This window comes from Rhodococcus sp. Leaf233 (genome assembly GCF_001426165.1).
Taxonomy (GTDB): Bacteria; Actinomycetota; Actinomycetes; order Mycobacteriales; family Mycobacteriaceae; genus Rhodococcoides; species Rhodococcoides fascians.
In genome coordinates this window covers 129,725-152,103 of the sequence record NZ_LMRO01000010.1, presented here as the reverse complement: position 1 = coordinate 152,103, position 22,379 = coordinate 129,725, and the positions used below count along the sequence as shown (strand labels likewise).

Sequence of the window (22,379 nt, the reverse complement as noted above, 5' to 3'; positions counted from 1 at the left end):
TGGGCGGTGCAATGGTCCATTCACGCAGAACGGGTGGGCGAGCAGACTCAGGCCGTGAACGCGCCCATCACCGGTGTCCATTCGTGGAAGTCTGCCGACTCGATGAGGTTCTCGACCGCGAAGGGATCCTGGGCGAACAGTGATTCCACGGATGCGGCGTCCGGGCCGTCCACGAGCAGCAGAGCGCCGCTGTCGTCGGCGAACGGGCCACTGGAGACGAGCGTCTTCTTCTCCAACAAGTCGGCCAGCCACGCCCGGTGTGCGGCGCGATGGGTGTCGCGGCCCTCGGTGGTCGTGGGGGAGTACGTGTAGGTGACGGCGATCAGGGGCATGGAGCTCACTTCCGGATTCGAGGGGTGTCCGGAGAATTCTGTCAGAGCGAGAGCAGCATGCGCGTGTTGCCCAATGTGTTCGGCTTGACGTAGCTCAGGTCGAGAAACTCTGCGACGCCGGTGTCGTAGGACCGGCACATCTCCGCGTACACCTCGGCAGTGACGGGCGTTCCCTCGATTTCGGAGAAGCCGTGCCGGGCGAAGAAATCCACCTCGAAGGTCAGCACGAACACCTTCTGCAGCGCGAGCTCGCGTGCCACCTCGATGAGTTTGGCGACGATCAGGTGGCCGGCTCCGTGCCCCTTGGCTGCGGGGTCGACTGCCACCGTGCGTACCTCACCCAGGTCCGCCCAGAGCACGTGCAGAGCTCCGCATCCGATGACTTCGCCTGCGCGCTCGGCAATCCAGAACTCCTGCACTGCCTCGTACAGCGTCACCAGGTTCTTCTCGAGCAGGATTCGGCCCGCGTAGATGTCGATCAGCCGCTTGATCTCGGGAATGTCGGAGGTTCGGGCTCGACGCACGACCAGGGTGGCGTCGCCGATGGACGTGCCGTCCACGGTGTCGGAATACTCGTCGGATTCGGGATCGGCAGTGTCGCGACTCGCCCGATTCGGCCCAGAAGTCATGTGGTGAACAGTAGTCACCGATGCAACCGATAAACTTTCCGTGTGTCGTTCAGCGAGCAGTGTCCCCGTCTCGACGGGTCGGTGCTGCCCGAACGCCGACACACCATCGAAGGCCCGGTCCGCGGCCGAGAAGCGGCTTCGTGACCGGCCCGACAGCGCCGGGCCACGGTGTTCCGTCCGGCGGTGCCTCGCGCAGTCCGGGGCTGCCGCACGGCAACGCTGCTCCGGGCGGATCGGACGCCGTCCCGCTGCTCAACATCGCCAATGTGTTGACCGTGCTGCGCATCGCTCTGGTTCCGGTCTTTCTTGCGGCACTCTTCGTCGGAGACGGTCACGACACCTCGTGGCGGTTGGCGGCGACGGCGATCTTCGCCGCAGCGGCCATCACCGACCGGATCGACGGCCAACTCGCCCGCAAGTACGGACTCGTCACCGATTTCGGGAAGATGGCCGACCCCATCGCCGACAAGGCGCTGATCGGCGCTGCCCTCGTCGGGCTGTCGATGTTGGGCGATCTGTCCTGGTGGGTGACGGCGATCATCGGGGTACGCGAAATAGGCATCACCGCTGTCCGGTTCGCCGTCATTCGTCACGGAGTCATTCCGGCCGGTCGTGGCGGCAAGGTCAAGACACTGGTCCAGACATTCGCGATCGGCGTGTATCTGTGTCCGCTGCCCAGCGCGGTCGATCCAGTGGCGGTCGCGCTGATGGCTCTGGCGGTTCTGCTGACCGTGTACACCGGCCTGGACTACGTGGTTCAGGCGATTCGGTTGCGCCGGGGTGTGTCCTCGGTGTGAGTGCATTCGACGGGCGTCCACGAGGCGATGCGGGAAGTTACAGTTCTGACAGCCGTGTCGGAGCCCCTTCGGCACGTGTCGGAGGCGACGGGCATATAGGGTCGGGAACCAATCGGGCCGGCTGGGACGTTGACCCTACGACGGCTCCGAACGAACGATACGAACGTGGTCGTCTCGACGGCACAGTCGTCGGCAAAAGCACCAACGAGGAGGAGCGAGATGGCGCTGCTATTGCGTGAAGCACTCGGCGACAGTTTGCGGCGTACTCGCGTCGCACAGAGCCGCACCCTGCGTGAAGTCTCGAACACCGCGCGTGTGAGCCTCGGCTACCTCTCCGAGGTGGAGCGTGGTCGCAAGGAAGCGTCGAGCGAACTGCTCGCAGCGATCTGCGATGCTCTCGCCGTTCCTCTCTCCGACGTGATGAGCGACGTGAGTATCACGCTGTCGGACGCATCCACCGCCGCTGTGCGTGCCGAGGAATCGGCTGTGGCCACCCGCATCGACGGAGATACACGAGTCGTGATTCCGGCACCTGCTGCCAGAGCTCTCGCCGCCGCCTAAGATCGAACGAGTAGCCGAAGTCGGCTGCCGGCCCCACCGAATCACCCGAACATCACTGCACTGACAGGTTCATTTCGGTCACTGCGACAGCAGCCGACCCGTACGCGGCCACCGCGGCGCAACAGATGGAGGCAGGACCACCCCATGGCTAATCCTTTCGTCAAGGCCTGGAAATACATGATGGCGCTCTTCAATTCCAAGATCGACGAGAAGGCCGACCCCAAGGTTCAGATTCAGCAGGCGATCGAAGACGCGCAGCGGCAGCACCAGGCGCTGTCGCAGCAGGCGGCGTCCGTCATCGGCAATCAGCGTCAGCTCGAGATGAAGCTCAGCAGGCAGCTGGACGAGGTCGAGAAGCTCAACGCCAACGCTCGTCAGGCCGTGACGCTGGCCGATCAGGCCGCCACTGCAGGTGACGTCGAGAAGGCCACGCAGTACACCAACGCGGCCGAGGCGTTCGCGGCTCAGCTCGTGACCGCCGAGCAGAGCGTCGAGGACCTCAAGGTTCTGCACGACCAGTCTCTGCAGGCTGCTACACAGGCCAAGAAAGCCGTCGAGCAGAACGCGATGGCCCTGCAATCGAAGGTCGCCGAGCGCACCAAACTGCTCAGCCAGCTCGAGCAGGCGAAGATGCAGGAGAAGGTCAGCGAATCGCTGCGCTCGATGGACAGCACGTTGTCGGCACCGGGAAACACCCCGAGTCTCGATGCGGTACGCGACAAGATCGAGCGTCGTTACGCAGACGCGCTCGGTTCCGCCGAGCTCGCTCAGAACTCCGTGTCCGGACGCATGCTCGAGGTTCAGCAGGCATCTGTGCAGATGGCCGGTCACAGCCGGCTCGAGCAGATCCGTGCCTCCATGGCCGGTGACTCCCTGCCCACGGGTAATTCCGCCGCCAAGCCGTCGATCGCCAAGGCCCCGGACGCAACGCCCGAGCCGCCGGCACAGGCGTGATCGACCGAACGCGAAGTTCGTTCGAGTAGACAGTAGTTCCGACGCATGAGCAACAAGAATCACGAACCCGGCCGGTCGCGTAAGCGGCCGGCCGTTTCGCTGGACAGGGAGACGGTGACAGCCGCCGTTGCCGAATCCGGAGCGGTGGTCCGGTCTCTGGCCGAGACAGCGCGGGCCGCAGGAACCTCACTGCTCGATGCCGCCGGCCGTCGTAAGGATCCACGTGCCAAGCACCTGAAGAAGATTCGACGGGCTCGCCGGCGAAGTATCAGGTTCGGGGCCGCGTCGACGACCACTGCGGTGAGTACTGCGGGGATCGCAGCCTTGTCGGCTCCGGAATGGACTCTGTTCGTCGGTGGTGGTTCTGCCGCGCTCTTGGCCGTTCCTGCTGTGTTCGCCTTCGGTCGTTTGCGGCGACTGCGAGGTCAACCGGTTCCGGTGGGACTGCCCGGCAGGCGTTCGTTACCGCAGCGTGGATCTGCCGCCTTCGAGCCGATGTCACGTTTGGCAGGCGCAGAGCAGAGTCTGTTCGAGCTGCTCGGAATTCTGGCGCGATCGGGCACCATCGCCGCCGAGGACGTCGAAGAGATGATCGGCGTTGCCTCGGATGCGGTGAGGGGCTTGGAAGGTGTTGCCGTCGATATTGCGGCCCTCGAACGTGCGGGAGCGGCAAGCTCGTCGACACGCACGCATCTGCGGCCCGGAATCGAGGCTGCGGCAAGCGATCTCGCTGCCGGAGTGGATCAGTACGAGGATCTCGTCGCCGCTGCAGCACGGATGACCGGACCGGCCGGGTCCACGTCGAAGAACGTGGTGGAATCTCATCGCCGAGAATTGTTGTCTGCCACCGATCGACTGCAAGGGTGGGCCGACGCGCTCACCGAACTCGACGAAATCCGGTCACGACACCGGTGAGAAGATCAGGGTTCACCCCGATGTGTTCGCCGTGATCGGCTGCCAGTATCGACATAACGCGATACGACCCGGTGCGCGTCACACGGTAGGAGCCGTTCATGTTCTGGAAAATTCTCGGATTCATCGTTCTCGTCTGGATCGCACTTGCCTTGCTGGGCAGCATCATCAAGGGCTTGTTCTGGTTGGTCGTGGCCGGGGCCATCGTCTTCGGGCTGGTGTGGCTGTACAAGGCCATCTCCTCCGGTCACGACCGTTCGTCGCTGAAATACTGACTGCCGACCGCGTTACGTGCGCAGTGGGGAATCCGCTCCGACGAACACTCGCAACGCACGCGGCACGCATTCGATCGTGACGGGTAATTCTGCGATGCGTTCGCCGTCTGCGTACGCCACCATGTCGTCGCAGTGCACTGTCACGTTCCGGGCGCTGTAGACCTCGACCTCCGGAAGGTCGACGTGGGCACCCCGATACAACGTCGGCGACAGCGCAAGCAATCGCGTTCGACTCACATCCCGGACGACAGTGATGGCGAACAGCCCGTCGTCCACTCGTGCGGTCGGGCAGATGGCCATGCCGCCGCCGTAGCTGCTGCCATTTCCGACGGCGACGAGAACGGCATCCAGGTGCAGCTCGGCGTCATCCAATTCTATTGTGTAAGAAAGTGTTCGGAGAGCAGCCAACTGCAATATCATGGCCGCGTTGTACCGCACCGGGCCGGCAAGCCACTGCAGGCGGCCGGCGCGCTCGGTGACCAGTGAATCGAAGCCGCTCGACAGGACCGTACCGAACCAGCGCGTCCCGACCCTACCGAGATCTATCGACGTCACGACTCCGTCGACCACGAGATCCGCTGCGCGGGTGGGATCGTCGAGGGGGACCCCGAGCGTCCGGGCCAAATCGTTGCCTGTGCCCGCAGGAATCAGTCCGAGCGGAGTGTCGGTTTCCGCGATCACCTGTAACGCGAGATTGACGACCCCGTCGCCGCCCACGGCAACGACGGCATCCGTCCCGCACCCGACGGCTCGCTTCAACAACTCCAGCGCATCACCCGCCGTTCGGCCCTCGACGGTCGAGACGTCGAGTTCACGCTCGCGCAGACGCGTCACGGCGCGCCGTGCTGCGTGGACTGCTCGACCACCGCCGGCCGTGGGATTGGTCAGAACGGTCACCGATCGCGTCATGCAAGCTCGAATTCGTCGGTCACTCGATCAGCTTGCCAGGGTCGAGGTTTCCTGCGCAGGTCGGCGGCGTGATCGGCACCCGACAATGGCACCGAAGAATACGGACGGACGGGCCGACGGTCACTGTGCAACACGGTGTCGCTGTTACTGTGAGGTATAGTAACGACACGAAATGTTTCCGAGTGAAGTACTTTACTTCCGACCGTTGTGCGAAGGGTGATCTGTGATCGAGCAGCAGGTGTCGACTCCCGCCTCGGTCGAGTCCTCCCTGGAGGCAGCACCCGAGAAGTCGGTGGAGGACACCGTTCTCGACGCCGCACGCTCGTGCATCCTCGAACGAGGAGTCAAGCGCACGACCCTCGCCGAGATCGCACGACGCGCCAAAGTCAGCAGGCCCACGGTGTATCGGCGGTGGGCCGATACCCGAGCAGTGGTGTCGAGCCTGCTCACCCGTGAGATCGCTGCCCTGATTCCCGACTTCGACGCCACCGCGTCCGGACGCGAGCAGATCGTCGTTGCTGTGGTTCAGGCGGGAGATCGAATAAGGCAGCATCCGCTGTTCGTCAAGATTCTGCGGTCGGACTCGGACGTGCTCGCGACCTACATTCTGCACCGCCTCGGTACCAGCCAATCGTTGATCATCGATGCGGTTGCGCGTCTTGTCGAAGCGGGACAACGTGATTCGTCGATCCGCGACGGGGATCCGAATACCCTGGCGACGCTCGTCCTGCTCATGGTCCAGTCCGCCGTCCAGTCCGCCGAGATGGTGTCCGAACGGGTTCCGGGTGGCGAGGTGGTACGCCAGATGGCGGACGCCGTCGACGCCTACCTTCGTCCCGACAAAGCCTGACCGTCGGTGCCGCTGCCCGGCACGATCGGTGATCGTCCAGCGCGGCGATGTGGCACGCTGAGCGCGTGCGAGTAGCAGTGGTGGCCGGCCCGGACCCAGGACATGCGTTTCCCGCTATCGCCTTGTCGCTGTTGTTCGAGCGGGCGGGTGACGATCCGGTCCTGTTCACCGGAAGCCGGTGGGTCGGCGACGCCAGAGCGGCCGGTCTTCGCACGCTCCCACTGGGTGGCCTGCTGCCGCGACCGGAGGACGACGATCTCGATGCCGGGCAGCGCATTCATTCGCGCGCAGCCTTTGTCGCGACAGAACTGTTGCCGGACCTCGAGCGCGAGAACGTCGATCTGGTGGTCTCCGATATTCTCACGGCCGGAGGCGGAATGGCTGCCGAGCGATTGGGAATTCCCTGGGTCGAGCTCTCGCCCCACCCGCTGTATTCGCCATCGAAGGGGTTGCCGCCCATCGGAAGTGGGCTCGCGCCCGGACGCGGTGTTCGGGGTCGTCTTCGCGATACGGTGATGCGCGCGTTGACGGCGCGCTCTATCGCCCGCGGGCAGCAACAGCGCGCCGACGCCCGAGTGAGCATCGGACTACCCGCACGCGATCCCGGGCCGGCTGCTCGGCTCATCGCCACCATTCCCGCACTCGAAGTGCCGCGGCCCGACTGGCCGGGGGATGCCCATGTGGTGGGCCCACTGCTGTGGGAGCCCACCGACGAATTGCTCGACGTCCCCGCCGGCGATACGCCGCTGGTGATGGTGGCCCCGTCGACGGCGTTCACCGGGGCCGAGGGAATGTTGGAGATGGCTCTGAAGGGATTGGACGGCACAGGCGTCCGGGTAGTGGCCTCGGTGCTCGACGGGGGGCCCGACGACGTGCCGGAATGGGCGAATGCCGGACTCGGTCGCCAGGACGAATTGCTGCGCCGCGCCGATGTCGTGGTGTGCGGAGGTGGTCACGGCATGTTGGCCAAGGCGCTCATCCACGGAGTTCCAGTGGTCACCGTGCCGGGCGGCGGCGATCAATGGGAGCTGGCGAACCGGGCCGCTCGGCAGGGGAGTGCCGTACTGGTGCGTCCCGCCACCGCGGGTGCAATTGCCGACGCCGTGTCCGCCGTGCTGTCCGACCCTCGTCATGCGGCGGCAGCGACCTCGGCGGCTGCAGGCGCGCATCACGTCGAGGATCCTGTCTCGGTCTGCCGCGAGGTGCTCGCCGGTAGCGACGCCGAGGGCGGGCGTTAGGCTGATCGATGTGCGTCTGACCGAATTTCGTGAACTGCTCACCGAGGAGTTCGGCTCCGTTCGAGGCAATTCCCTGCTCGCCGATCATGTGCTGTCCGGTATCGGACGGACGGGCGCGCAGGCCATCGAAGACGGTGTCGACCCGCGGGAAGTATGGCGGTCGATCTGTTACGAGTTCGATGTGCCCAAGGAACGTTGGTAGCTCCACCGCATCGGCTCGAGTCGCTCGGCGTGTCGAAAGCCGTGGTAGTTGACTCGAACACGTGTTCGCCTATGCTGATGTCAACGGTTGCTGGCCGGTCTCGAAGAACTTCTTGTCGGTACCCCGTTCTAGCGTTACCGCCAACAAGCTGATCGACAGACACAGCTGAACGAAACGACACAGGGAGCTCACGATGGCTGCATACGACCGCGACAAAGCGCTCGATCTCGCACTCGCGCAGATCGACAAGAATTTCGGTAAGGGCTCGGTGATGCGCCTCGGCGACGAGGTCCGTCAGCCCATCGCCGTCATCCCCACGGGATCGATCGCGCTCGACGTGGCACTCGGCATCGGAGGTCTGCCCCGCGGCCGAGTCATCGAGGTCTACGGTCCTGAGTCCTCGGGTAAGACCACCGTCGCATTGCACGCGGTGGCCAGCGCTCAGCGTGCCGGCGGAATCGCCGCGTTCATCGATGCCGAGCACGCGCTCGACCCCGACTACGCGAAGAAGCTCGGTGTCGACACCGACGCACTGTTGGTCTCGCAGCCCGACACCGGTGAGCAGGCCCTGGAAATCGCCGACATGTTGATTCGCTCCGGTGCCCTCGACATCCTCGTCGTCGACTCGGTGGCCGCACTGGTACCGCGCGCCGAGATCGAAGGCGAGATGGGTGACAGTCACGTGGGTCTGCAGGCTCGTCTGATGAGCCAGGCGCTGCGCAAGATCACCGGTGCCATGAGCAACTCCGGCACCACCGTGATCTTCATCAACCAGTTGCGCGAAAAGATCGGCGTCATGTTCGGTTCCCCCGAAACCACCACCGGTGGTAAGGCATTGAAGTTCTATGCCTCGGTACGTCTGGACATCCGTCGGATCGAGACGCTGAAGGACGGAACCGAGGCCATCGGTAACCGCACCCGTGTCAAGGTCGTCAAGAACAAGGTCGCCCCGCCTTTCAAGCAGGCCGAATTCGACATCATCTACGGCAAGGGCATCAGCCGTGAAGGCTCGTTGATCGACATGGGTGTCGAGCACGGGTTCATCCGCAAGTCGGGCTCGTGGTTCACCTACGAAGGCGATCAGCTCGGACAGGGCAAGGAGAACGCCCGTAAGTTCATGCTCGAGAATCCCGATGTGCGTGACGAAATCGAGAAGAAGATCATGGAGAAGCTGCAGATCGGTGCGGACGTCACCGCAGAGGAGCCCGCAGCTGCTCCGGTCGACTTCTAACCTGGGTTCGCTGTGCAGCAGCGAGACAACGGCGGCGGCACCGAAGCGCAGGCGAAAGACGTCTGCCTTCGGCTGCTGACCGACCGGGCACGCAGCAGACACGAACTCGAAGCCAGCTTGTCCAAGAAGGGTTTCACCCACGAGGTCTCCACCGCAGTGCTCGACCGACTCGAGAAGGCGAAACTCGTCGACGACGAGTCGTTCGCGGAGCAGTGGGTTCAATCTCGGCACAAGTACTCCGGCAAGGGCAAACGCGCCCTGAGCATGGAGCTGCGGAACAAAGGTGTCAGCAACGAGTTGGCCGTGAACGCCCTGGATCTGATCGATGCCGAAGACGAGCGGCAGCGTGCTGCGGAGTTGGTGCGCAAACGATTCCGAACGCTGCATCTGCCGGATCCGAACGGGCCCGACGCACGAGCCGAACGCGACAAAGTGGTGCGCAAGTTGGTCGGGATGCTGGCCCGCCGCGGCTACTCGCAGGGAATGGCATTCGCCGTGGTCAAGGAACAACTCGATCGCGTGGGAGCCGACACCGAAGACTTCGACGGCCCAGATTCGATGTGATCGTCCACATCGAGTCCAGGTAGTCGAGAAACAGTATGGCCCGCAACACCATCGGTGTTGCGGGCCATACTGCTATGTAGCCGAACGGTGCGGAGCTCAGGCCGCTTGACCGCCGTCGAGTGCAGGCACGACAGCGGCGGTGCCGCCCTTACGCTTTCGCGATCGCAGACGCCGCTCGACCACGGTCGCCAGTTTCGTCAACGCCGAGTTGATGATGATCATGATGACGGCGACGATGATCAGCGACGGGAGGTAGTTGCTGTAGAACGCGCCGACCTGCTGACCGGAACGGACGACTTCGACGTACCCGATGATGTATCCCAGCGCCGAGTCCTTCAGTGCCACCACCATCTGCGAGATGATGGCGGGCAGCATCGCGGTCACGGCCTGGGGGAGCAGTACCAGGGTCATGACCTGGCTCTTGCGCATGCCCAGCGCCGAGGCGGCTTCGCGCTGACCCTTCGGCAGTGAATTGACTCCGGCACGTACGATCTCGGCGATCACCGATCCGTTGTACAGAGTGAGGCCGGTGACCACCGCGGCCAACGCCAGGTACTTGACCTTGAAGACCTCGTAATCGGCGTACACCGCGTACAGGAAGATCATCAGGATCAGCACGGGAACTGCACGGAACAATTCGACGATCGCACCGCTGACGATTCGTACAGCGCGGTGATCCGAGAGGCGGCCGATGCCGAGGACGGCACCGAGAATCAGGGCGAACACGATCGACAATGCCGCCGCGACCAGAGTTCCCTGAATACCGGGCAACAGGTACGTGGTCCACGTTGTCGATTCGAGGAACGGGTCCCACTTCTCGGCAGTGAGCTGCCCCTTCGAGTCGAGGGCGCGGTAGATCAGAAATGCGATTCCGATCGAGATCACCGCGACGACGACAGTCAGAATGCGGTATCGCAGTACCGCTTTGGGTCCGGGAACGTCGTACAGAACTGCTACTGCATCACTCATCATGACACCGCCAATCGCTTGCTGATGTAGCCGAACAGCAACCCGGTCGGGAGCGTCAAGATCATGAAGCCGAGCGCGAAGATTCCGCCGACGACGAAGATCGCGGCCTCGTTCTCGATCATGTTCTTCATCAGGAACGACGCCTCGGCGACGCCGATGACCGATGCGATGGTCGTGTTCTTCGTCAACGCGATCACGACGCTTCCCAGCGGGCCGACCACCGCGCGGAACGCCTGAGGAAGAACGACGATCGAGATGTTCTGGGTGAACGTCATTCCCAGCGAGCGGCCCGCTTCGGCCTGCCCCACCGGGACGGTGTTGATGCCCGATCGCAGTGACTCGGCCACGAACGACGCGGTGTAGATGCTCAGCCCGAGGATTGCCAATCGAAAGTTGTTGTCGTCGAGTGACGTCGGTGAGGACTCCGACGCCAGAGAAACGCCCATTGTCTGATACAGCCCGAACGAGGTGAACAGAATGATCAGGGTCAAGGGGGTGTTACGAAAGATGGTGACGTACGTCGCCGCAATGCCGCGCGCAATCGGAATGGGTGATACGCGCATCGCGGCGATGATCGTTCCGATGACCAATGCACCGACGAGGGATGCCAACGTCAGGTAGATGGTCGAGAGGAACGCGTCGATCAGTTGATCGCCGTACTTGCTCAATAGGTTCACGGTGCTTGTTGATCCTCACGGCTCGGCGAGATCGAGCCGTCGTGTCCCGCCCGCGACGAGCGGGACACGACGGCGTGGTCGATCAGTAGCAGTCGATCAGTAGCGGTCGACGGTGGGCGGGCTCGGCAGCGGGTAGCCCGACGCGCCGACGGTGTCGTTGAACGCCTGCTCCCAGGCACCGCTGGTCACCATCTCTTCGATGGCGTCGTTGATCTTGTTGCGTCCGTCGGTGTCGTCCTTGTTCAGGCCGATGCCGTAGTTCTCCGTGGTGAAGGGCTCACCGACCACCTTGAACTGACCGGGGGACTGAGCGGCGTAACCGGCAAGGATGATGTCGTCGGTGGTGACGGCGTCCACGGTGCCGTTGCGCAGTGCTTCGACGCAGGCGGAGTAGGTGTCGAACGGCTGAAGCTGGACTCCCGGGTACTCGTCGGCGATGTTCTGTGCCGGGGTGGAACCGGTGACCGAGCACAGCTTCTTGCCCTCGAGTGAATCGGGACCGGTGATGTCGGTGTTGTCCTGCTTCACCAGGAGCGACTGACCTGCCACGAAATACGGTCCGGCGAAGCCGACCTTCTCCTTGCGGGTGTCGGTGATGGAGTAGGTGGCGACGATGTAGTCGACCTCACCGTTCTGGATCAGCGTCTCGCGCTGCGCGGACGGGGATTCCTTGAATTCGATGTTCGCCTCGTCGACACCGAGCTTGCCTGCGACGTACTTGGCCACCTCGACGTCGAAGCCGCTGAACGAGCCGTCCGGATTGCGGAGGCCGAGGCCCGGCTGATCGAACTTGATGCCGACGATGAGGCTGCCGTTCTCGGCGCTGCTCGAGATGGTGCGCGCTTCTTCGCCGCCGCCACAGGCGGTGGCGACGATGGACAGAGCGGCGATGGCGACACCGAGGCGAAGCGGTCGGGTGATTCTCACAGTGAATGTCCTTCGGATAGGTCGTACGTACGGGGACGAGCGGTGAATCTGATCAGTGACCGAGGATCTTGCCGAGGAAGTCCTTGGCGCGTTCGGACTTCGGGGACTTGAAGAAGGTTTCGGGATCGGTGTCCTCGACGACGGCACCGTCGGCCATGAAGATGACTCGGTCGCCTGCCTTGCGGGCGAAGCCCATCTCGTGGGTGACGACGAGCATTGTCATGCCCTCCTTGGCCAGCGAGGTCATGACGTCGAGTACCTCGTTGACCATCTCCGGATCCAGGGCCGAGGTGGGCTCGTCGAAGAGCATCACTTTGGGGTTCATGGCGAGTGAGCGGGCGATGGCCACACGCTGTTGCTGACCACCCGACAGCTGAGCCGGGTACTTGTCTGCCTGGTTGGCGATGCCGACGCGTTCGAGCAGAGCCAGTGCGCTCTTCTCGGCCTCGTCCTTCTTGAGCTTTCTCACCTTCATCGGTGCCAGCATGACGTTCTGCAGAATGGTCTTGTGTGCGAAGAGGTTGAACGACTGGAACACCATGCCGACATCCGCACGCAGTGCAGCGAGGGCCTTGCCCTCGGCGGGGAGTAGATCCCCGTCGACCTCGATGGCACCGGAATCGATCGGCTCCAACCGGTTGATCGTCCGGCACAGCGTCGACTTGCCGGATCCGGACGGACCCACGACGATGACGACCTGGCCGGCCGGCACTTCGAGATTGATGTCCTTGAGTACGTGCAGATCACCGAAGTGCTTGTCGACGGATTTGAGCGAGATCATCGAAGGGGCGCCCGGCGGTGGTGTCGCTGCCGGGGCGTCGGTGGCGTGCGTCATAGGTGGAAACCCTATGCGTAGTTTCCTCGCCGACCGGCGTTTTCGCCCGCAGTCTTCGATTATGTAATGGAAACTTTACTGTCGGCACGCATAGCGCCTGCACAGTCCGCGGAGGGCCCCGTGACCCCGGCGTGTCCGCCCGTGCGATGGACGTACCCTGAAGAGGTGCAAACGAGTGTTTTTTCGACCGTGGACGTGACCGATCGCGGGAGCGTCGACCCCGAGACGGCCAGTGCCCCATCTGCGGCAGGTGCCCGCAGCTACGAGGTGCGCACACACGGCTGCCAGATGAACGTTCATGATTCCGAACGCCTGTCCGGGCTGCTCGAAGAGGCCGGTTACGTGCCCGCCGACGCCGGTACCGACGCAGATCTCGTCGTGTTCAACACGTGCGCTGTACGCGAGAACGCGGACAACAAGCTGTACGGAAACCTCGGCATGCTCCGGCCCGCGAAGACGCGGAACCCCAACATGCAGATTGCCGTCGGCGGTTGCCTGGCTCAGAAGGACCGCAACACCGTCGTGGACAGGGCTCCGTGGGTGGACGTGGTCTTCGGTACGCACAACATCGGGTCGCTGCCGGTACTGCTCGAGCGCGCCCGGCACAACGAGCAGGCTCAGGTCGAGATACTCGAGTCTCTCGACGCCTTCCCGTCCACCCTGCCGGCCAAGCGGGAGTCCGCGTACGCCGGCTGGGTATCGATTTCGGTGGGCTGCAACAACACCTGCACGTTCTGCATCGTTCCGGCGCTGCGCGGCAAGGAGATCGACCGCAGGCCGGGCGACATCCTCGCCGAGGTACAGGCTTTGGTGGACCAGGGCGTGCTCGAGGTGACGCTGCTGGGGCAGAACGTCAACGCCTACGGTGCCTCGTTCGCCGACCCCGATCTGCCTCGCGACCGCGGGGCGTTCGCCGCGCTGCTGACCGCGTGCGGATCCATCGACGGACTCGAGCGAGTGCGGTTCACGTCTCCGCATCCGGCCGAGTTCACCGACGACGTCATCGAGGCGATGGCATCGACCCCGAACATCTGTCCCACTCTGCACATGCCGCTGCAGTCCGGCTCGGACCGAATCCTCAAGGCGATGCGCAGGTCCTATCGACAGACGAAGTTCATCGGCATCATCGACAAGGTTCGCGCGGCCATGCCGCACGCGGCCATCACCACCGACATCATCGTCGGTTTCCCCGGTGAGACCGAAGAAGACTTCGAGCAGACGCTCGAGGTGGTGCGGCGTGCGAAGTTCGCCAACGCGTACACCTTCCAGTACTCCAAGCGGCCGGGCACCCCGGCGGCCGACATGCCCGATCAGGTACCGAAAGAGGTTGTACAGGAACGGTATCTGCGGTTGATCGCGTTGCAGGAGGAGATCGTCCTGGCCGCGAATCAGGCCCTGATCGGCACCGAGGTCGAATTGCTCGTCGCCACCGGTGAGGGGCGCAAGAACAACGCAACTCATCGGATGAGCGGACGCGCCAGGGACGGCCGACTGGTGCACTTCGCCGTCGACGCCGAGCGGGCGGGCGACATTCGCCCGGGCGACGTCGTCACGACGACCCTGACCGCCGCGGCCCCGTACCACCTGATCGCCGACGCCGGAGTGCTGACGCACCGACGGACCGCGGCAGGCGACGCCCGCGAACGCGGCATCATGCCGAAGACGGCCCCGATCGGGGTCGGTCTCGGACTTCCCTCGATCGGTGCCCCGGCACCGCTTCCGGTTCAGACAGGATGCACCGTATGACAGACACAGATGGACCCGATCGCGTCGTACCCTCGCGAACCGCCGAGGAACTCGGACGAACCGAGCGAGCGGTGATGACCGAGCTGGATCCGGGAGCGCGAGCCATGGTGGTGGCCGGTCTTGTGCTGGTTCTGTTGGTCACGTTCGCGTTGCCGCACACCGGATCGGCCACCGGATTCGACGTGCTGACGGGCAGCGACGCAGCGGTCGCGGAATCGATTGCCCTGCCGTCGCGCGTTTTCGTCGTGCTGGTGCTGACGTTCGGTGTGGTGATGTCGGTGCTCGCGCTGGTCACCCGCGTCTGGGCGCTGGCCTGGGCCGCCCTCGCCGGGTGTGCGGTGTCGTCGGTGTACGGGATGCTCTCGATCTGGACGCGGCAGACCGTGCCGGACAACCTGCAGGGCGGCGGACCGGGCATCGGTCTCGTCATTGCGTGGATCGCGGTGATGGTGCTGACGTTCCATTGGCTCAAAGCCGTATGGAACAAGACCAACTCTCAGCTCGCCGCTCAGGAACAGCGCCGTATCGCGGCGGCGTCGGGCGAGCAGAAGCTACGCCTGTGGGACGGCCACTCGAACCCCTGAGTTCGTGTGGCCGCCCGCACTGCAGGTCACAACTCGTCGACGGCACTTTCCGCGGCATCGGCCCATTCACGCCACTGCTGGGCCTGCGCACGCGCCCGCTCGGCGTCCTTGGTCTTGCCCGCCGCCGTCGCCTTGGCCGCTTGATCCTCGAACTGGGCCACTCGCTCACGGAACTGGGCCGCGCGGGCAACCGCCTCGGGGTCGGAACGACGCCACTGAGACTCCACGGCGTCGTGGACGGACTTCTCGATCGCCCGGAGCTTGCCTTCGAGTTCCTGCATCTTCTCGCGCGGAACCTTGCCGATGGCGTCCCACTTGTCCTGCAGATCGCGCAGCGCCGCACGAGCAGCGTCCAGGTCCTTGCTCGGATCGATATGTGTCTTCGCCAACAACGCTTCCTTGGCCTCGGCGTTGGCCTCGAATTCCGCGTCCCGCTCCGACGCCGCGGCGTTGCGTGCCGCGAAGAACACGTCCTGGGCGGCCTTGAAGTTCTTCCACAATGCGTCGTCGGCGTCCCGCGGAGCTCGGCCCGACGCTTTCCACTCCACCAACAGGTCTCGGAATGCGGCTGCAGTGGGACCCCAATCGGTGGACGAGGACAACGCTTTTGCGCGCTCGACCAGCTCCTCCTTGCGGGTCTTGGCTGCTCCTCGCTCCCGATCGAGATCGGCGAAATGCGCTCCACGACGCCGGTTGAAGTTCTCCCTGGCCTTCGAGTACCGCTTCCACAGCGCATCGTCGATCTTTCGATCCACCCCGCGGATCGTCTTCCATTCGTCCAGAATTTCGCGCAGCCGATCCCCGGCATGCTTCCACTGCGTCGATTCACTGCCGATCTGCTCGGCCTCGGCGGCGAGGGCTTCCTTGCGGGCAGTGTGCTCGGCGCGTTCGAGCTCTTTCTCCTGCTTGGCGACCGCCGCTGCTGCGTCGGAGTGCTCGACGACGGCGTGGAGTCGGCGAGCCAGCAGATCGAGGTCGCCGATCACCGCAGCCGTCGGCAGGCTCTCCAGCAGCGCCGAGGCCGCAGCCTTGGTTTTCTTGGCATCACCGGTACCCGACGTCAGCCGGGCTTCGAGCAGTCCGACCTCGGTGGCCAGATCGTCGTAGCGCCGCCCGAAATGCGCGAGGCCTTCCGCTGCGTCGCCCGCTTGCCAGGAGCCGACCTGACGCTCGCCGTCCGAGGTGCTCACCCACGCGGTGCCGTCGTCGTCGACCCGGCCGTACTTGCTCGGATCGCTCGCCGGCGCGACCACGGTGGGCACATGCGCGGCCGTCGGGTGTGGCTTGGCTGCCGAGGAGCCACCGGGGCGGGGTGCGCCGGGACGAGGAGAAGCAGAACTCGGGCCGCCGGGCTTCGGTCCGCCGCCGGGCTTGGGGCCGCCACCTGGCTTGGGTCCTCCGGTCGGAGGTGTACCGGTCGCGTCACCGCCGGAGTGATCGGCGGGTGCAACCGACGACGGGGCGTCGGGGGTGGTGGGGGTACCGGCGTTCGGGTCGGTCATTGTTCCTCATCTCTGCCGCGCGTCACGGCTGCCTACGATCGCGATCTGGACACCATTGAACTCGGTGACGACCGATCGGACCATTGAAACAGCTCAGACGGTTCGAGGTGGACTCGTCGGGCCAAGTCGCGTCACCGACTAGCGTGATACGTGTGTTCTGTGCCGCGGCCCTGGTGCCCTCTCCGCCGTTACTGGTCCCCGAACTGATGGGCCGGGCAGCAGCCGAGGCAACCGAGCTTCGGGCAGCTGCTGTGTCTGCTGTCGAGCAGCTGTCCGCGGTGGCCGACAGGTGGCTCGCGGTCGGCGTCGACGACGGCGAGGGGCGGTACGACGCGACAACGGTCGGCACCCTGCGTGGGTACGGCGTCGATGTGGAGGTGCGGCTGTCCGGTTCGCCGGCACGGTCCGGGCCGGACCCCGAGTTGCCGCTGGCGGTTCTCCTCGCCGGCTGGCTGCGCGGTGCGGCGGCGGCCGACAGGGCAATCGAGGTCCGCACGGTACCCGCGGACGCGAGCGCACGGTGGTGCTCGCACACCGGGATGGAACTGCGCCGCGAACTCGACGCGTCCGACGACAGGTGGGGAGTGTTGGTGCTGGCAGACGGCGCGAACACCCTCACCCCGAAGGCACCGGGGTCGTTCGATTCGCGCGCCGCGGACGTGCAGCGTCGCATCGACGATGCTCTTGCCACCGCCGACGTCGACGCCCTCGCGGAGCTCGACGAGGGCCTCTGCGCAGCCGTCGGTGTTCGGGGCCGACCGGCCGTGCAGATGCTCGCCGCACTCGTGGGAACCGACGACGTCTCGACGACCGAGCTGTATCGGGGCGCACCGTTCGGTGTCGGATACTTCGTCGGAGTCTGGTCCCGTGGCTGACGAAACCGGGGCGACCGCCGAGGATTCGGCCACGACACCGGTGGCAGTGATCGGACCGACCGCTGCGGGCAAATCGGACCTGGCGCTGGACCTGGCCGAGGAGCTGGGCGGGGAGATCGTCAACATCGACGCGATGCAGCAATACCGGGGGATGGACATCGGTACCGCGAAAGTGACCGTGCCGGAGCGCCGCGGCATCGTGCACCATCAGCTCGATGTGCTCGAGGTCACCGATATCGCGACGGTGGCGCGTTACCAATCGGCTGCCGTCGCCGACGTCGAGAACATTCGATCCCGTGGCCGTCGGCCGATCATCGTCGGCGGCTCGATGATGTACGTCCAATCACTGCTCGACGAATGGGCCTTTCCCGCCACGGACCCGGTCGTCCGGGCCAAGTGGGAGGCGGTGCTCGAACGCGACGGAGTCGACGCGATCCACCGCGCTCTGACGGAGGTCGATCCGGACGCTGCCGCGTCGATCCTGCCCACGGACGGACGGCGAATGGTGCGGGCCTTGGAAGTGGTCGAATTGACCGGTCGGCCTTTCGCGGCCTCGGCCCCCGTCATCGGTGAACCGCGCTGGGGCACGGTGGTGCTCGGCGTCGACCGTGAGACCGCAGAGTTGGACGAGCGGATCGATCTGCGTACTCGGCGCATGTTCGATTCCGGGTTGCTCGACGAGGTCGAAGCGTTGCTGGATCTCGGCCTGCGCGACGGAGTGACGGCGTCACGGGCGATCGGATACGCCCAGGCGCTCGATGTGCTGGCCGGGGAGTACGACGTCGACCATGCACGTGAGCGGACGTTCATCGGCACCAGGCGCTATGTGCGCCGCCAGCGGTCGTGGTTCCGCCGCGACGAACGAGTGCGGTGGCTCGACGGCGCATCGCCCACCCTGCGGTCGGATGCGCTGTCCGCGATCGAACTCGGCTAGGTCGGTCCCCGTAGACTCGCCGACATGGAATTCGCCAAGGGCCACGGAACGCAGAACGATTTCGTCGTGCTGCCGGATCCCGGTGCCGAGCTCCAACTCACCAGGTCGGCGGTCACGGTGCTGTGTGATCGACGGCAGGGGATCGGCGCCGACGGGGTACTGCGTGTCGCGCGCGCCGGGGTGCTGCGGGACGCGGGTGTACTCGATCGAATCCCGGCCGGTGTCGAGGCCGACGACTGGTTCATGGACTACCGCAACGGTGACGGCACCATCGCCGAGATGTGCGGAAACGGGGTCCGAGTCTTCGCGCACTACCTGCGAGTCCACGATCTCGAGCAGCGCGATCAATTCGTGGTCGGCTCTCGCGCAGGCGCACGTGCGGTGACGGTGCACTCGTACGACGAGACCGATGCCGACGTGACCGTGGCCATGGGCGACGTCACCCTGCTGGGTTCGAGCGCGACGACCCTGGCCGGTGCAGCGTACGAGGGGATCGGCGTCGATGTCGGGAACCCGCATCTGGCCTGCGTCGATCCCACGCTGAACCGCACCGCGTTGCGGGCGCTGGACTTCACCGCTTCGCCGACTCTCGATTCCGAGTTCTTTCCCCACGGTGCGAACGTCGAGATTCTGACCCGGCTCGACGACGGTGCAGTCGAGATGCGCGTCTTCGAACGCGGCGTCGGAGAGACACGCTCGTGTGGCACCGGAACCGTCGCTGCCGCCGCTGCCGCGCTCAGTTACGAGGGGCTCGAGACCGGAGACGTGAGTGTCGGTGTGCTCGGCGGTCGGGTCCGAGTGGCCATCGACCACGTCGGTGCAACCCTGCGCGGACCGTCGGTACTGCTCGCCCGGGGAGAGGTCGACGACCGTTGGTTCGCCGGTCAGTCCTGACCGTCGCGCCGGCTCCGAGCGAAACCCGCGTGCACACGCTGGGCTTTTCGTGGATCATGGGAGTTGTATGACGAACTCACATGAAACATCACCTGCGGGCGAACCGGTCGACCATGATGCCGACCGTTCACCCGATACCGCATCTGCATGGACCCGCGAGGAGTCCGACGCATGGTCGAGGCGGATGGCGCGCTCACCCCTCGACGATGACTCCCCGTCCTCGGGCGATATGCAACTCGAGGAGCGGACTGCGCTGCGACGAGTCGCCGGACTGTCGACCGAGCTCGCCGACGTCACCGAGGTCGAGTACCGGCAGTTGCGCCTCGAACGCGTCGTACTGGTCGGAGTATGGACCACCGGTACTGCGGCACAGGCCGAATCCAGCATGACCGAACTGGCCGCGCTCGCCGAGACTGCAGGCTCCGAAGTACTCGAGGCGCTGATGCAGCGCCGGGACAAACCCGACGCTGCAACCTACATCGGCTCGGGCAAAGCCAAGGAACTGCGCGACATCGTGCTCGCGACCGGGGCCGATACCGTGATCTGCGACGGCGAACTGACGCCCGCCCAGCTCAATGCGCTGGAAAAGGTCGTCAAGGTCAAGGTCATCGATCGAACCGCACTGATCCTCGACATCTTCGCGCAGCACGCGACGTCACGAGAAGGCAAGGCACAGGTCGCCTTCGCCCAGATGGAATACATGTTGCCCAGGCTCCGCGGCTGGGGTGAATCCATGTCGCGTCAGGCGGGTGGACGCGCCGGTAGCAACGGCGGCGTGGGTCTTCGTGGACCGGGTGAGACGAAGATCGAGACCGATCGCCGACGCATCCGTGAGCGCATGGCCAAGCTCCGCCGTGAGATCAAAGGCATGAAGCAGGCTCGCGACACCAAACGCGAGCAGCGGCTCAGTGGCACGGTGCCGTCGATCGCGATCGTCGGATACACCAATGCGGGCAAGTCGAGTCTGTTGAACGCGCTGACCGGTTCCGGTGTGCTGGTTCAGAATGCGCTGTTCGCAACCCTCGATCCGACGACCCGGAAGTCGACGCTCGAAGACGGCCGCGCCATCGTGCTGACCGATACCGTCGGATTCGTCCGGCACTTGCCGACCCAGCTGGTCGAGGCCTTCCGCTCCACGCTGGAGGAAGTGACCGACGCCGACCTGTTGCTGCACGTGGTCGACGGTTCCGATCCGCTACCGATCGATCAAATCAAAGCAGTACGCGAAGTGATCACCGAGGTGGTCCGCGAGCAGGACGCGAAGATGCCACCGGAGTTGTTGGTGGTCAACAAGATCGACGCCGCAGATCCGGTCCAGCTGACGCAGTTGCGTGGCCTGCTCGACGGCGCACGATTCGTCTCGGCCAAGACCGGTGAAGGCATCGATGCACTGCGGGATCACCTCGGCGACATTCTGTCCGAGCCCGATGTGTTGGTCGACGTCCTCGTCCCGTACACCCGCGGCGACCTGGTCGCCCGGATCCACACCGACGGCCGAATAGTGCAATCGACGCACGAGGCGGACGGCACGCGCGTCGAAGCTCGTGTGCCGCAATCACTTGCGGCCGCCCTCGTCGAGTTCACCGCGACCGTACCCAGCGCCTGAGTTCGGTGAATCCGCGCGCAGTGGTGCGTGGTGGCGCCGCGGCCGTGGTCGGCACGGCGATCGTGCTGACTTGTGCTTCGACCGCCCTGGCCGCGCCGGTCGACGTTGTAACCCACTGTCTACCAACCGATCCCGGACTCGAAGAGCTGTCCGGTGCGACGGTGCTCGACGGCACCGTGTACGGGATCGGCGACAGCGGTGCCGACGATCGGGTCGCGGTGCTCGACGCGAACTGTGCGGTGCAGCGTTGGATCGACGTTCCCGTCGACCCGTACGACGTGGAGGACATGGCGTCGTACGACGGCTCACTGTGGTTGGCCGACATCGGCGACAATCAGTTGCGCCGCGACACTGTGGCACTGACGCGAATGGACCCGGAAACAGGCGCGGGCGAGCTGTATCGACTGACCTACCCGGACGGCGCACACGACGCCGAGACATTGCTCATCGAACCCGGTGGTCGACCCATCGTGGTCACGAAGGAACTCTCCGGTATCAGCGGCGTGTACGTCCCTGCCGGAGACGAATCCGTCACCGATCTGAGCAGTCCCGGTCCGACGCCGCTGCGCAAGGTCGGCGAACTGGCCTTCACGGCCACCGAGACGGCCGGTGGGCCGCCCTTCGTGGTCGGCTCGATCCTGGCGACCGGTGGCGCGGTGAGTGCAGACGGCTCGACCGCCGTGGTGCGCACGTACACCGATGCGTACGTATTCCGTCCGCCAGCGGGGGACGTCGCGTCGGCGCTGGTCGACCCCACCTCACCCCGAGCCGTTTTCGCGCTGCCGGCTCAGCCACAGGGCGAGGCGGTGGCGTTCCTGGACGACGGTTCCCTTCTGCTCGCGTCGGAAGCCGGGTTCGGACCGACCGACGGAACGCTGCCGCCCATTCTGAAGATTCCGAACCTGACGTCGGTGGAGCTGTCGACACCCGCATCCGTCTCAGCTGCGCCGGCGTCGCCGACCCGCGATCCTGCTGCTCCTGCGGCTCCTGCACAGACGACGACAGCGACGGACTCGGAATGGGAATTCCGAGCTGCCGTCGCTGCCGGGGTGGTGCTGATCGCCGGAGCGGTGGGATTCACCGTCCGGCGATCGATGCGCTCCGGTTAGGCGTCCAGGTCTGCTTCGACGAGTGCTGCAACCTTGTCGAGTGCTGCTTGGTCGTCGCTGGTGACGGTGACTTCGGTGCCCTTGGTGGCGCCGAGGGTCATGATCATCAGGGCCGAACCGGCGTCCACCGGCTCGGAGTCCGCTGTTGCCAGCGTGACGTCGACTCCGGCTTCGGCGACGGCATCGGCGATCAGTGCTGCGGGGCGGGCGTGCAGGCCGATCGAGGATCCGACTGCGACTGTGGTGCTGGGCATGTGCTGCTCCTTG

General features: G+C 65.0%; 26 protein-coding genes. 17 read left to right on the top strand and 9 right to left on the bottom strand.

The window, feature by feature from the left end:
* Window positions 1-47 precede the first annotated feature (47 nt).
* Together ASH04_RS16335 and ASH04_RS16330 are read right to left on the bottom strand one after the other, a co-directional pair.
* A complete protein-coding gene (locus ASH04_RS16335; protein WP_027496823.1) occupies window positions 48-332 on the bottom strand; it encodes a YciI family protein in 285 nt (94 codons plus the stop codon).
* A gap of 41 nt (window positions 333-373) precedes the next feature.
* Window positions 374-961, bottom strand: a complete 588-nt coding sequence (locus ASH04_RS16330) for an amino-acid N-acetyltransferase (protein ID WP_228139205.1) — start codon at window positions 959-961, stop codon at window positions 374-376.
* A 203-nt stretch (window positions 962-1,164) separates the two neighbouring features.
* Here ASH04_RS16330 and pgsA point away from each other — a divergent pair, with 203 nt between their 5' ends.
* From pgsA to ASH04_RS26965, 5 genes are all read left to right on the top strand, one after another.
* On the top strand, window positions 1,165-1,758 hold the full coding sequence (gene pgsA, locus ASH04_RS16325) for a CDP-diacylglycerol--glycerol-3-phosphate 3-phosphatidyltransferase (protein WP_027496825.1): 594 nt from the start codon (window positions 1,165-1,167) through the stop codon (window positions 1,756-1,758).
* 219 nt (window positions 1,759-1,977) lie between these two features.
* Window positions 1,978-2,319 (top strand): helix-turn-helix domain-containing protein, encoded by a 342-nt coding sequence (locus ASH04_RS16320; RefSeq protein ID WP_027496826.1) that lies wholly within the window; start codon window positions 1,978-1,980, stop codon window positions 2,317-2,319.
* A 144-nt stretch (window positions 2,320-2,463) separates the two neighbouring features.
* Entirely contained in the window at window positions 2,464-3,273 is an 810-nt protein-coding gene (locus tag ASH04_RS16315) for a PspA/IM30 family protein (RefSeq protein WP_027496827.1), read from the top strand.
* 45 nt (window positions 3,274-3,318) lie between these two features.
* Complete coding sequence (gene pspM / locus ASH04_RS16310) at window positions 3,319-4,188, top strand: phage shock envelope stress response protein PspM (RefSeq protein WP_230591973.1); 870 nt, start codon at window positions 3,319-3,321, stop codon at window positions 4,186-4,188.
* Between the two features lie 98 nt (window positions 4,189-4,286).
* Complete coding sequence (locus ASH04_RS26965) at window positions 4,287-4,460, top strand: hypothetical protein (RefSeq protein WP_027496829.1); 174 nt, start codon at window positions 4,287-4,289, stop codon at window positions 4,458-4,460.
* A gap of 12 nt (window positions 4,461-4,472) precedes the next feature.
* Here the strand turns inward: ASH04_RS26965 and ASH04_RS16305 are convergent, their stop codons facing one another.
* Window positions 4,473-5,369 carry a diacylglycerol kinase gene (locus ASH04_RS16305; RefSeq protein ID WP_057474059.1) on the bottom strand — a complete coding sequence of 299 codons (897 nt, stop codon included), beginning with the start codon at window positions 5,367-5,369 and terminating at the stop codon, window positions 4,473-4,475.
* 268 nt (window positions 5,370-5,637) lie between these two features.
* Between ASH04_RS16305 and ASH04_RS16300 the strand changes: the two genes are divergently transcribed.
* The 5 genes from ASH04_RS16300 to ASH04_RS16280 all read left to right on the top strand — a co-directional run bounded on the left by ASH04_RS16300 (window position 5,638) and on the right by ASH04_RS16280 (window position 9,454).
* Window positions 5,638-6,219 carry a TetR/AcrR family transcriptional regulator gene (locus ASH04_RS16300; protein ID WP_032372827.1) on the top strand — a complete coding sequence of 194 codons (582 nt, stop codon included), beginning with the start codon at window positions 5,638-5,640 and terminating at the stop codon, window positions 6,217-6,219.
* 65 nt (window positions 6,220-6,284) lie between these two features.
* Window positions 6,285-7,457, top strand: coding sequence for a glycosyltransferase (locus ASH04_RS16295; protein ID WP_032366617.1), 1,173 nt, complete (start codon window positions 6,285-6,287; stop codon window positions 7,455-7,457).
* A 10-nt stretch (window positions 7,458-7,467) separates the two neighbouring features.
* Window positions 7,468-7,659, top strand: coding sequence for a DUF3046 domain-containing protein (locus ASH04_RS16290; RefSeq protein WP_027496833.1), 192 nt, complete (start codon window positions 7,468-7,470; stop codon window positions 7,657-7,659).
* Window positions 7,660-7,852: 193 nt separating this feature from the next.
* Window positions 7,853-8,890 carry a recombinase RecA gene (gene recA, locus ASH04_RS16285; protein WP_027496834.1) on the top strand — a complete coding sequence of 346 codons (1,038 nt, stop codon included), beginning with the start codon at window positions 7,853-7,855 and terminating at the stop codon, window positions 8,888-8,890.
* Window positions 8,891-8,902: 12 nt separating this feature from the next.
* Window positions 8,903-9,454, top strand: a complete 552-nt coding sequence (locus ASH04_RS16280; protein WP_032370124.1) for a regulatory protein RecX — start codon at window positions 8,903-8,905, stop codon at window positions 9,452-9,454.
* A 96-nt stretch (window positions 9,455-9,550) separates the two neighbouring features.
* Here the strand turns inward: ASH04_RS16280 and ASH04_RS16275 are convergent, their stop codons facing one another.
* From ASH04_RS16275 to ASH04_RS16260, 4 genes are all read right to left on the bottom strand, one after another.
* Window positions 9,551-10,423 carry an amino acid ABC transporter permease gene (locus tag ASH04_RS16275; protein WP_057474167.1) on the bottom strand — a complete coding sequence of 291 codons (873 nt, stop codon included), beginning with the start codon at window positions 10,421-10,423 and terminating at the stop codon, window positions 9,551-9,553.
* Window positions 10,423-11,100 (bottom strand): amino acid ABC transporter permease, encoded by a 678-nt coding sequence (locus ASH04_RS16270; protein ID WP_027496837.1) that lies wholly within the window; start codon window positions 11,098-11,100, stop codon window positions 10,423-10,425. The genes ASH04_RS16275 and ASH04_RS16270 overlap by 1 nt, the downstream gene beginning before the upstream one ends.
* 96 nt (window positions 11,101-11,196) lie before the next feature.
* Entirely contained in the window at window positions 11,197-12,027 is an 831-nt protein-coding gene (locus ASH04_RS16265; RefSeq protein ID WP_027496838.1) for a glutamate ABC transporter substrate-binding protein, read from the bottom strand.
* Between the two features lie 52 nt (window positions 12,028-12,079).
* Window positions 12,080-12,808 (bottom strand): amino acid ABC transporter ATP-binding protein, encoded by a 729-nt coding sequence (locus ASH04_RS16260; protein WP_174557262.1) that lies wholly within the window; start codon window positions 12,806-12,808, stop codon window positions 12,080-12,082.
* Between the two features lie 249 nt (window positions 12,809-13,057).
* Between ASH04_RS16260 and miaB the strand changes: the two genes are divergently transcribed.
* Entirely contained in the window at window positions 13,058-14,608 is a 1,551-nt protein-coding gene (miaB, locus tag ASH04_RS16255; protein ID WP_082519320.1) for a tRNA (N6-isopentenyl adenosine(37)-C2)-methylthiotransferase MiaB, read from the top strand.
* The gene (locus ASH04_RS16250) at window positions 14,605-15,192 is read left to right on the top strand and encodes an Rv2732c family membrane protein (RefSeq protein WP_032366619.1); all 588 of its coding nucleotides are present in this window, start codon (window positions 14,605-14,607) and stop codon (window positions 15,190-15,192) included. The genes miaB and ASH04_RS16250 overlap by 4 nt, the downstream gene beginning before the upstream one ends.
* A 26-nt stretch (window positions 15,193-15,218) precedes the next feature.
* On the opposite strand, the gene ASH04_RS16245 is transcribed toward ASH04_RS16250, so the two are convergent.
* Entirely contained in the window at window positions 15,219-16,694 is a 1,476-nt protein-coding gene (locus tag ASH04_RS16245; RefSeq protein ID WP_032389872.1) for a DUF349 domain-containing protein, read from the bottom strand.
* A gap of 152 nt (window positions 16,695-16,846) precedes the next feature.
* Between ASH04_RS16245 and ASH04_RS16240 the strand changes: the two genes are divergently transcribed.
* The 5 genes from ASH04_RS16240 (at window position 16,847) to ASH04_RS16220 (ending at window position 22,112) form a co-directional block, all read left to right on the top strand.
* Window positions 16,847-17,569: a class III extradiol dioxygenase subunit B-like domain-containing protein gene (locus ASH04_RS16240; protein ID WP_057474058.1), complete on the top strand. Its 723-nt coding sequence runs from the start codon at window positions 16,847-16,849 to the stop codon at window positions 17,567-17,569.
* Window positions 17,562-18,503 (top strand): tRNA (adenosine(37)-N6)-dimethylallyltransferase MiaA, encoded by a 942-nt coding sequence (gene miaA, locus ASH04_RS16235; protein WP_045841802.1) that lies wholly within the window; start codon window positions 17,562-17,564, stop codon window positions 18,501-18,503. Before ASH04_RS16240 ends, miaA begins: the two co-directional genes overlap by 8 nt.
* 24 nt (window positions 18,504-18,527) lie before the next feature.
* A complete protein-coding gene (gene dapF / locus ASH04_RS16230; protein WP_057474057.1) occupies window positions 18,528-19,397 on the top strand; it encodes a diaminopimelate epimerase in 870 nt (289 codons plus the stop codon).
* A gap of 184 nt (window positions 19,398-19,581) precedes the next feature.
* A complete protein-coding gene (gene hflX, locus ASH04_RS16225; protein WP_051365137.1) occupies window positions 19,582-21,003 on the top strand; it encodes a GTPase HflX in 1,422 nt (473 codons plus the stop codon).
* Window positions 21,004-21,008: 5 nt separating this feature from the next.
* Window positions 21,009-22,112 carry a hypothetical protein gene (locus ASH04_RS16220; RefSeq protein WP_057474056.1) on the top strand — a complete coding sequence of 368 codons (1,104 nt, stop codon included), beginning with the start codon at window positions 21,009-21,011 and terminating at the stop codon, window positions 22,110-22,112.
* Here the strand turns inward: ASH04_RS16220 and ASH04_RS16215 are convergent.
* A complete protein-coding gene (locus tag ASH04_RS16215; protein ID WP_027496848.1) occupies window positions 22,109-22,366 on the bottom strand; it encodes an HPr family phosphocarrier protein in 258 nt (85 codons plus the stop codon). The two genes, ASH04_RS16220 and ASH04_RS16215, sit on opposite strands and share 4 nt — an antisense overlap.
* Window positions 22,367-22,379 lie beyond the last annotated feature (13 nt).